Source organism: Vibrio sp. 10N.261.51.C6 (assembly GCF_041471785.1).
In the GTDB taxonomy this organism is placed as follows: Bacteria; Pseudomonadota; Gammaproteobacteria; order Enterobacterales; family Vibrionaceae; genus Vibrio; species Vibrio crassostreae_C.
Genome location: NZ_JBFRPB010000067.1, coordinates 22,047 through 32,117, shown reverse-complemented (window position 1 = coordinate 32,117; position 10,071 = coordinate 22,047). Strand labels below are relative to the sequence as shown.

General features: G+C 42.5%; 8 protein-coding genes and 2 pseudogenes. 7 read left to right on the top strand and 3 right to left on the bottom strand.

The window, feature by feature from the left end:
• Positions 1–101: 101 nt before the first annotated feature.
• Positions 102–212 (bottom strand): annotated as a pseudogene (locus AB4375_RS18130) (LysR family transcriptional regulator); the annotation flags it as partial.
• An 81-nt stretch (positions 213–293) separates the two neighbouring features.
• On the opposite strand from AB4375_RS18130, the gene AB4375_RS18125 reads away from it, so the two are divergent.
• Positions 294–533 carry a hypothetical protein gene (locus AB4375_RS18125; RefSeq protein ID WP_017069969.1) on the top strand — a complete coding sequence of 80 codons (240 nt, stop codon included), beginning with the start codon at positions 294–296 and terminating at the stop codon, positions 531–533.
• A 232-nt stretch (positions 534–765) separates the two neighbouring features.
• The gene (locus AB4375_RS18120; RefSeq protein WP_372052209.1) at positions 766–1,083 is read left to right on the top strand and encodes a Dabb family protein; all 318 of its coding nucleotides are present in this window, start codon (positions 766–768) and stop codon (positions 1,081–1,083) included.
• A gap of 146 nt (positions 1,084–1,229) precedes the next feature.
• Here the strand turns inward: AB4375_RS18120 and AB4375_RS18115 are convergent.
• Positions 1,230–1,340, bottom strand: a pseudogene (locus tag AB4375_RS18115) (DUF3103 family protein); the annotation flags it as partial.
• A 122-nt stretch (positions 1,341–1,462) separates the two neighbouring features.
• On the bottom strand, positions 1,463–4,480 hold the full coding sequence (locus tag AB4375_RS18110; RefSeq protein ID WP_372052207.1) for an EAL domain-containing protein: 3,018 nt from the start codon (positions 4,478–4,480) through the stop codon (positions 1,463–1,465).
• A gap of 484 nt (positions 4,481–4,964) precedes the next feature.
• On the opposite strand from AB4375_RS18110, the gene AB4375_RS18105 reads away from it, so the two are divergent.
• The 5 genes from AB4375_RS18105 to AB4375_RS18085 all read left to right on the top strand — a co-directional run bounded on the left by AB4375_RS18105 (position 4,965) and on the right by AB4375_RS18085 (position 10,009).
• On the top strand, positions 4,965–6,383 hold the full coding sequence (locus tag AB4375_RS18105; protein WP_372052205.1) for a DASS family sodium-coupled anion symporter: 1,419 nt from the start codon (positions 4,965–4,967) through the stop codon (positions 6,381–6,383).
• Positions 6,384–6,389: 6 nt separating this feature from the next.
• Entirely contained in the window at positions 6,390–7,745 is a 1,356-nt protein-coding gene (locus AB4375_RS18100; protein WP_017069973.1) for an ATP-binding protein, read from the top strand.
• Entirely contained in the window at positions 7,732–8,205 is a 474-nt protein-coding gene (locus tag AB4375_RS18095; protein ID WP_017063648.1) for a response regulator, read from the top strand. Before AB4375_RS18100 ends, AB4375_RS18095 begins: the two co-directional genes overlap by 14 nt.
• A gap of 407 nt (positions 8,206–8,612) precedes the next feature.
• Complete coding sequence (locus tag AB4375_RS18090) at positions 8,613–9,053, top strand: hypothetical protein (protein ID WP_372052203.1); 441 nt, start codon at positions 8,613–8,615, stop codon at positions 9,051–9,053.
• A gap of 377 nt (positions 9,054–9,430) precedes the next feature.
• Complete coding sequence (locus tag AB4375_RS18085) at positions 9,431–10,009, top strand: DJ-1/PfpI family protein (protein ID WP_017069666.1); 579 nt, start codon at positions 9,431–9,433, stop codon at positions 10,007–10,009.
• The last annotated feature ends 62 nt before the right edge of the window (positions 10,010–10,071 follow it).

Here is a 10,071-nt window from a genome sequence, read left to right as displayed (position 1 = left end):
TTTAACTGATCGGCATTACTCCCTCGGGAGCCTTTTCTTTTTTGGATGGTAGGGGAGTTAGGCAGTTAAGCCTTTAAGTAGTTAACCCGTTAAAAGCTGAACTACGCTTGTTTGTTTTTCAGGGTAGATTTCAACATTTGGAATAACCACTGATTCAAAGGTGCGTCTTTTTGCGAGCGGCGGCAGCTCATCACATAGCTCACATCTATGGTTCATGTTCGATTGTTAAAGTTACCCCAACAAAAACACAGATACCAAACGAACAAAGAATTAGAAATACAATGAGGTGATGTATGAACAAGTTAATCGCACTTGGATTGATGGCTTTATCTATGAACACGGCTTTCGCGGCTGACGGTACTTATGCGAGTACTCTCGATATGATGAGAAGCGAAGGCAATCAAGTAAAGGCTGAGCGTGTTGAATCTGATCCAGTGCTTGAAGGAAGAAATGACGCCGCTAATGGCGGAATAAAATTCCAAAAGAACGTTGATCAAGACCAAACGATCCAGCTTACAGGTCGTCGTGATTAACGTTAAAGATGTGCTTACCATTGTCATGAGAAATGCTGGGCCCTCGGGTGCAGCATTTTTCGTTATTGGGTTGTGGAGTATTTTATAAACTCTAGCGATCTAGCCTTGGCATGTTGTGTAACGTGTGGCATGTTGTGTAACGTGTGGCATTTTGTTGTTCTCTAATTTAGATCGCTATTAGGTGTTGGTTAAGCATTACAAACCAGTAAGCGAACGCTCGAAAGGACTAGGAATGACTCAAAAAGAAACGGGAATGATTCGTCATATTCTACTGATTAAGTTTAAACAAAACGCTGAGGCTTCAGAGGTTCAAAAACTAAAGATGTTGTTTGAAGCGATGCCAAACAAGGTTGAAGGGGTCACTTCAGTAGAATGGGGATTAAATGACAGCCCTGAAAACAAGAATCAAGGTTATACCCACTCGGTGTTAATGACGTTCGCCGATGAAGAAGGCCGTCAGAATTACCTTCCGCACCCTGAGCATGATGCGCTGAAAGATGTGTTTCGTCCGCTTTTAGAAGACATCATTGTGTTTGATTACTCCCTGTAATTAGGTTCTGAGTAGGTCTCTTGTGTTTTACTTACCTTCGATAATGAAGAGTTAGGGCCTAGCGATTAAGCCCTAACTCAATAAGAAACGACTTACTCTGTTGGCGAAATAGTGACTGGTGCAAACGATGCGACAGCATTCCCGCCTGCGCCCCAGCGGTAGCGAGGCCAGAAGATAACTGTCTGATTGGGGTAGTACGTCTGTTTGTCGTAGTCCAGATAAGGCATCTCAACGAGGTCTATCTGTGGTTCTAAACGACCTTTATGTCATCTACTGTTTACGCTCATTTTTATTCCGTTAACCTGCCAATAGGCACTAAAGTTAACGCAAAGCGTGAATAAGAATGGCATTACTTTTAAATAATGCCGTTGTGCCACGGTTAAGCTCTAGTCAATTTGATAGCCACTTCTGATTCCAGTTCACTTAATGGTCGAGGTTTACTGAAGTAATAACCTTGCAGCAGATCTATCCCCAGTCCGTTTAGGCGTTGGTTATGATCAGCAGTTTCCACCCCTTCAGCTACAATACGATAGCCCAAGCTTTTACCCATCATGATCATAGTGTTGACGAAGTCTAAGTTGGTCTGCCCTTGAGTTATGTCAGAGATAAATGAACGGTCGATCTTTACTTCACTTAGTGGAAGTTGCTTTAGTAAAGATAGAGAAGAGAATCCCGTGCCAAAATCGTCAAGAGAGATAGAAATTCCTACATCGTGTAGTTCTTTAAGTGAGTTTATGCATAACTCGTAATCGACAATTGCTGCTGACTCGGTTATCTCAATACAGAATAACGTCAAAGGAAGCTGGTATTGGCGAATAGTTCGAATGATTTCTTGAGCGAAGTGAGGCTGTATCAGCTGTTTTGCACTGATATTAATGGAAATATGGCTCATGGTTTGTAGCCATTCAGATCCTTCAACATCCTTACAAACTCGATGAATGATACATTCACCAAGCTTGCTGATTAGGCCAGCTGATTCAGCAACCTCGATAAACTGGTCAGGAGGGACATCCCCCAATGTTGGAGATTCCCATCTTGCTAGTGCTTCAACAGCAGTAATCTTTTCATCTTGCCCACAATATTGAGGTTGGTAGTGCACCTTTATTTCTTGTTGAGCGATGGCACGACTGAGTTGGTGCTCTATTTCGATTATGTTTTCCGTCTCTTTTGCCATTGACCTTTGAAAGTTGAGATAGCTTTGTCCTCCCAGCTTTTTAGCTTGATACATGGCAATGTCGGCCTGCTTAATTAATTCTTCGGCACTTACGCCATCATAAGGATACATAGCGATGCCTAGGCTTCCTTGGCTGATAATCTCAATATCATCAACGATCAATGGATTTTGAACGGCATTTAAAATCTGCGTGGCGAGTGCGTTGATGTCTGCTTCGGAACTGACATTACACAAAAACAAGAATTCGTCACCTCCCAAACGTGCGACAAGGTGTTCACTTGATAGCACGTTCTGAATATGTTTGGTCACGTGGCAAAGAAGTGCATCACCGACGTGATGACCAAAAGAGTCGTTGATAATCTTAAAACGGTTAAGATCCATCAACATGACCGCGCGTTTTTGGTTAGGTCGATTCACAATGTGTTGCGCGATGCTTTCCATTATTTTCCGGCGATTAGCGATGCCAGTAAGCGCATCATAATACGCCATGTGTTGAATCTTTTCCGCATCTTCTCGCTCTTGAGTTACATCCGTCATTGAGCCAATGAAGCGCACAGCCTGCCCTTCTGCATTATGAACCGCTGAGCCATTGGCATGAACCCAGATATATCCGCGATGTTGCGTCTTCATCCTGAATTCACATTTGAACGGTACTTCTTCGTTTAAGTGGTTATGAATGGCGGACTCGAGAAGTTCTAAGTCTTCTGAGTGTATATATTGGAACAGATGGTCACATCCTAACTTACGATCAGAAAAGGTATCTTGACAGCCAATCATTTTGGTTAACCGACTGTTCCAGACAAGAGTATTGGTTAGTAAGTCCCAATCCCAGATACCATCGTTTGAGCTGTTAGATACTACTTTGAGCTGTTGCAACAACTGTTGGGAGTTCTTCTGACGATTGTTACTTGTATTGATAAGCTCGTCGCGCTCGATGAACAGTGCGAGCATATCTAAATAATTGTTGAATACCGATTGTGTACCGATATCTTGGTGATCTTGCAATGAATCAACAACAGCGACGAGCTTCCAGTGATCTTCTTGCCCTGAGTTGATAGGAAGAATGGAAGCAACGAAATGATCATAGCGTTCGAAAAATGGGAAATTGCGAATATCGTCTTGAATATCTGTTTGTTGCGGTAGGGTAGTTGGCTGAGTCATGCCTTTTTCTACCCATTTCCTAATAGTGTATTGCTCCGAATTACACTCAGCGAGACAGGCCCAGTCAAGATTGTTTCCGTAAAGGCTTTGAGCATCTCTAATTGAGTCAAAACCTCCTTGTGCTTGTGAATAGAAATTTTCGAATATCTCAGCGGGAGAACGCCCTTGCACATTTAAGAGGATTTGGCGAGTTGAGTTGATATCTTCTTTATGTTCGAGATCTGGGTTTGTGTTACCGCAAGACTGATGAACGATGAGCTTTTGCGGGACACTATTATTGGCATTATTAAAAGGCTTCCCAGAAATACGTTCCAACACGCGGTGAAATACTTGCGTCGCTAGAAGCTCAAGCTGTTGGTCTACTGTTGTTAACTTGGGATTGAATTGTTGACCGACGAAAATATTATCAATGCCTACGATGGCGACATCGTCAGGTACCGAGATATTGCTGTGAGACAGTTGCTCCATCATACCTACAGCATTGTGGTCAGTTGCGCAGATAACCGCAGTGCATTTGGATTTACGCTGTATAAATTCTATTGCGGCTTCTCGTCCCCCAGATAGAGAACAATTCGACACGCGGAAGAAATGGCGTTGGTTGAATGAGCCTTTATGATCAATCACCGTGCGTTGATACGCTTTGAAGCGAGACCTGATATCATTAACAGTGAGATCGCCACAAAAGCCGATTTCTTCGTGTCCTTGACTTTGTAACCATTCATAGAGCTTAGTGACACCATCGCTTTGCACACTATAATACTGCTCAACGGGCAGCGGCGCATAGCTTGCTCCAATAGAAATGACTGGAATGTTTGCGTTTATAGCTTCTTCGATCAACTTTACTGTCGCTGCATGGAGAACGACCACAAGGGCATCGAGATGATTAAAATATATAGGAAGTTTAAAATCTCTTCGCTCACCCGAGCGGATGAAGATCAGATTGACTTTATGGTTTTTCGCAAGCCTTCTAAGGGTTGCATTTAGCTCGCCCATGTAGAAGCCACTGAGCATAGGCAGCACAATGCCAACGGTAGGACGTTTTTTAGATGTAACAATAGTCATGTTATTAGCCGGTCGAAAGTTGTGTTGTGTAGAACTGTTTTCGGGGGAGAATAGGTATCTTTTTATTATTTCTTCCATGCTCTACTAAGCGAGCTTGAAAATAAACTTACGGCAAAAGGAAATGCAAAACCACGCACAATCCGAGTAAGTCTAACTCATATATTTGAGAGGTTACTCAGAAGCTGTCCTCAATTTATGGACATGACTTAAGCGACTGATCTGTTCTGACAGTACCTAGAATAACCGGAACGGATTATGAATAGAAACGCAGAAACCACTCTCCTGAATTTAATTGCAACAGTAAATGACATACAAACGTAGAGGTAGCGCACAGAATCGAAAAAGGGGATATCGTGATCACATAATCATTGATCTAGCCGAGAGTGAGATAGTGGCGAGAGTTCGATAATTCGTTGTCGGATCTAAATTAGAACTGTAAATCTAATTTCTAAGTAGTTGTTATCTCAGGAAGAGTTTTTGTGCTATGCGCCCCTATATTAAATACATTATCCCTATTTTAATTCCTTTCATTATCCTCGTAATGCCGCTATCAGCGTTTCCATTTGAAGGCCTTACGATTATTCAACAACGCGTTATTGCGATCTTTTTGTTAGCGGCATTGTGCTGGGTGTTCGAGCCTATCCCGATTTACGCGACGTCTGTTGTTATTATCGTTCTGCAATTATTGATGTTGTCGGATAAAGGGCTGATCTTTTTAAGGTTTGAGCATGGGCAGGAACATTTTGGTGAGTTGTTAAAATACAGCGACATCATGGCGACATTCGCCAGCCCAATCATCATGCTGTTTTTGGGCGGTTTTTTCTTAGCGATGGCCGCCACTAAGTATCGATTAGACGTAAACTTAGCCCGTGTATTATTGAAGCCATTTGGACAAGACCCGAAGTTTGTGATGCTCGGCTTAATGTTGATCACTGGCATCTTTTCGATGTTTATGTCTAACACAGCAACAACGGCAATGATGCTCTCTATTTTAACGCCGGTACTGGCTGTGTTTGGCCCGAAAGACCCCGGTCGTATAGCGTTTGCGCTTTGTATCCCTGTTGCCGCTAACATCGGTGGCATTGGTACCCCGATCGGTACTCCTCCGAACGCTATCGCACTTAAATATTTAGTTGGTGACAACCTCATTACGTTCGGTGAATGGATGGCATTTGGTGTGCCGTTTGTCGTTATTATGATGGCGTTAGCGTGGTTTTTAATAGGCTTTATGTACAAAGCTGACCAAAAGAAAATTGAACTAAGCATCAAAGGTAAATTCCTTAAAACGCCCAAAGCCATTGCAGTGTACGTCACTTTTGCGCTGACCATCATTCTTTGGTTAATGGGTTCAAGCCATGGCATGAACTCTTACACCGTCGCTCTGATTCCTGTCGCTGTGTTCTCACTCACAGGGATCATCAATAAAGAAGACCTGAAGAAAATTTCTTGGGACGTATTGTGGCTTGTATCAGGTGGTATTGCGCTTGGTTTAGCGCTCGATAAAACTGGCTTAGCAAAGCTCGTGGTACACAGTATTCCGTTTGATAGCTACTCACCCTATGTGGTGTTGTTCGGAGCGGCGTTCTTGTGTTTGGTAATGGCAAACTTTATGTCTCATACCGCAACGGCTAACTTGTTAATGCCAATTATGGCGGCATTAGGTTCGTCTATGGCTTCACTCACGCCACTAGGCGGTGAGCTAACGTTAATTTTGGTTGTGACTTTTGCCGCTTCATTAGGTATGTCGCTGCCAATCAGTACGCCACCGAATGCGTTGGCTCATGCCACTGGTCATGTGCAAAGTAATCAAATGGCCAGAATCGGTATTATTTTGGGTGTGGTTGGTGTGCTACTGAGTTTTGTTATGGTGTGGGTGCTACATTCAATTGGTCACATAGGATAACGATACGTGTATCAACAAAAGCTAGAAGCACTTATCGAGCGCTATTTTAACCAAACAGAACGTCGGGTGACGTGCTGTGCCGGTAACACCATTATTGAACAATCAGCGTTAAACACTCGTTTATATTATGTGTTTAGTGGAGAACTGGAAGGGTTTTATACCGATGCGAATACACCGCAAGTGCGAGTATTTAGCGCGGGTAGTGGGGCTTTTATAGGCGTTCATAGCTTCTTTTCAGGTAATTGGACAGCATCTTCAACGGTTGTTGCTAAAACCGATGTTGAGTTAGCGTGGATCGATAAAGACACGCCTGCAGAAGATGAACGTAAATTTGGTCCTCTTACCGCACAGTTCACACCTGTAATTGTCAATGAGTTGTCGCGTCGTCAACGCCGCGCAACACAAGAAGCGATAGCGAAACAAAAAGCGCTAGAGAAGTTACATACTGCTGAGCAAATGACGACCTTGGGTCAATTGGCTGCAGGGATTGCTCATGAGCTTAACAACGCTATTGGTGTCGTAAATAGTAAATCTGGTCGACTTGAAACGGTCATCATGGATCTGCTTGAAGAAGTGCATCCAGAAGCCAGTCAATTTTTCGATTTTGGGTTAATGCATGGTCAGAAAACGTCGTCGTCAGAAGCACGAACACGTGGGCGACAATTTGAAAGAAAATATGGTTTAGACAAAAACATTGCTCGCTCTCTTGCAAAGGCGATTCCAATTGATGCTTTATCTGCAACAGACGTTATTTCAAAGCATTGGCTGAAAAAACCAGAAGAAGCGATTCGTTTTTGGCAGATGGGCTGTGATTTACATGATTTGCGTTTGGCATCTAGACACACCGTCGGCATCGTAAAATCGGTTAAACAACTTGGCAGAGTTGATATCGACACCGAAGAAGCGGTTGATATTAACGACTCCATTAACCATGCCTTATCGTTGCTACAAAGTGAGTTACGTAGAGTGTCTGTGCGATTGAGCCCTGCGGATTTACCGTCTTTTAAAGGCTCGAAAACAGAGCTCGTTCAGATTTGGGTCAACATTGTAAAGAATGCTTGTGATGCAATGTCGAATTCAGACGATGCCGCAATAGAGATTCAAACCAGATTAAGTAAGAAAAGGATATTAGTTACGATCGCGAATAACGGCCCTGAGATAGACGAGGCGACTCGTAGAAAGGTATTTCAGCCCAACTTCACCACTAAAAAAGGTGGTTTATCGTTTGGATTGGGCTTGGGTTTATCAGTAGTTAAGCGGATTGTGGCAGGTTATGGCGGAAGTATTATTGTGAAAAGTGATGCTTCTAAAACGGTATTTAGAATCAAGTTACCAATAGAGGGTGAACATGGAGAAGCTTAATTTAATCTGTGTCGATGACCAGAGAGAAGTACTGAGCGCAGTGATACAAGATTTAGAGCCGCTGGCGAGTTGGCTGAATATTGAAGATTGTGAATCAGCGCAAGAAGTGCTTGATCTCATTGATGAACTTGACGCAGAAGGCGAACACATTACCGTCATCGTGTCTGATCATGTGATGCCAGGGAAAACGGGTGTGGAGTTACTCACTGAAGTGTTCCATGACAGTCGCTTTCCGAATACCAAGAAAATTCTTCTTACGGGGCAGGCCACTCATACTGATACCATCAATGCGATTAATGCAGCAGGCATCGACCGTTACTTTGAAAAGCCTTGGCAAGCAAGCACATTGGTTGAGTGCATTCGTACTCTTGTCACTGAGTACATATTTGATCAAGGGCTTGATTACACGGACTATCAGAATGAGCTCGACCAGCAGGTTGTGTTCAGACGCTTGCGTTAGCCTCTTATGTTAGCGACTTACATTATTCACTAGTGTAAGTCGCTTGAAATTCTATGCACCGAAGGACGCTTTCTGAAGGGTTTTTCTTTGAAAGATGTAATCTTTCGCTGCTTATTTTACCTACCTCTTTTAGTCGTTCAGGTTTTGGTACTCAGTTATTAACACACTGGTTGCTGGCTTTAGTCTAAAACTCATACGCCAACGCCAACGCCAACGGATGCATTGTGTTTTCTTCAGGAACGATTCCCTGAACATACAGCAGAACTTCGTACGATGCCGCTTTCTCTATATTCAACATTTGAATGCAATTTGTGGAATATATCAAAATTAATTAAATTGATAGTAAGTTATTACTTTTCATTATGTTAGGGTTCTTTTCTTAAGGTCAGTGGATTAGGAAGAGGCTCATGAAAAAGAGATTTGTCATCGCAGTATCAATTGGCTTTGTTGTCTTCTTCCTCGTTGGCCGTGAACTTCAATGGTTCGGGACCAATAATTCCGAGTCGTTTCCTAAACTTCCTGATGGTCCCCAATTTGTTCCTTCTACCGATTTCGACGGTGAGTGGCTAGGTCGTCGTATTAATACTACTGGCAATAATATGTGTGAACGCACAACCATCACCGGAACCATTAATGATGGCAAAGCCACGCTCAGGCTTACTTACAATGGAACGCCGCTACAAGGTTGGGTTTCTGAAAATGGAGACTTACGTCTATATGCCAAGCATCGCCAGTGGGATTATCGATTTTCAGCACATGGCAGTGGCAATAGATTTGATGGTCGTTGGCATTTAACCAATGGCCCGTGTAAAGGCACTTGGTTTATAGAAAAAGCCAATGACATGTAGGGCCGTAAACGCATTATATACTTGGAATAACTTAAACAATTTCCACACGCATGTGTACGATTTAGTTCAAAGATATAGATAGGAAAAACCATGAGGATTGTGATTTTTATCGTTACAGTGATTTTAGTTAAATCAATTGAAGCAAAGTTTGGGCACACCTATAACATCTTTTCAGAACCACTTGATATCAAGTTAGCCGCTCTTGATTTTGTCTTGTGGGTTTCAGTCTACTTTGGTTTATCTTTTTTTATGAGAAGGGCAAAGGTATCCTGACTAAAATGGGTAAAGTTAAGAATCCTTAATGGGTTGTATGAATTAGCCGAACAAGATGTTTATGGTAAATTCTAGTTATTAATGAAGTTGTACATGGAGGTGCAATGAACATCGGAATCTATATTTATAATCAAGCAGAAGTTCTCGACTTCTCTGGCCCATTTGAAGTTTTCAGCACTGCAAAGCGTTTAGGTGCTGAAGATCTAAATGTATTCTTAATCTCCGAAAATGCGGGACCAGTTATAGCTCGTGGCGGTTTCAAGGTATTGGCTGACTATTCGTTAAACAATCATCCAAAGATCGATTTATTAATGGTCGTTGGTGGTGCGCACACTGACGAAATGAACAAACGAAATGTACTCGAGTGGTTAGCTTCTGTTTCAGGTTCAGCCTCGCAAGTAGTGTCTGTTTGTACTGGTGCATTTCTTTTGGCTAAAGCTGGTTTACTTGAGGGATTAGCAGTCACGACTCATTGGGAAGATATTTCCGACTTAGCGTTGCAGTTTCCAGGTTTAGATGTGATCAGTGATAAACGATGGGTGACATCAGAAAAATTCACAACTTCTGGAGGGATTTCTGCAGGTATAGATATGAGCTTACATTTAGTATCAGTACATTACGGTCTGCAATTTGCCTCGAAAGTAGCGCGTCAAATGGAGTACAGTTGGCATGAATGTACATAACTAACCTTTCTAAAATGATTCAGCATATGTGGCATTTCTCAATGCCGTATTCAGATGTGATT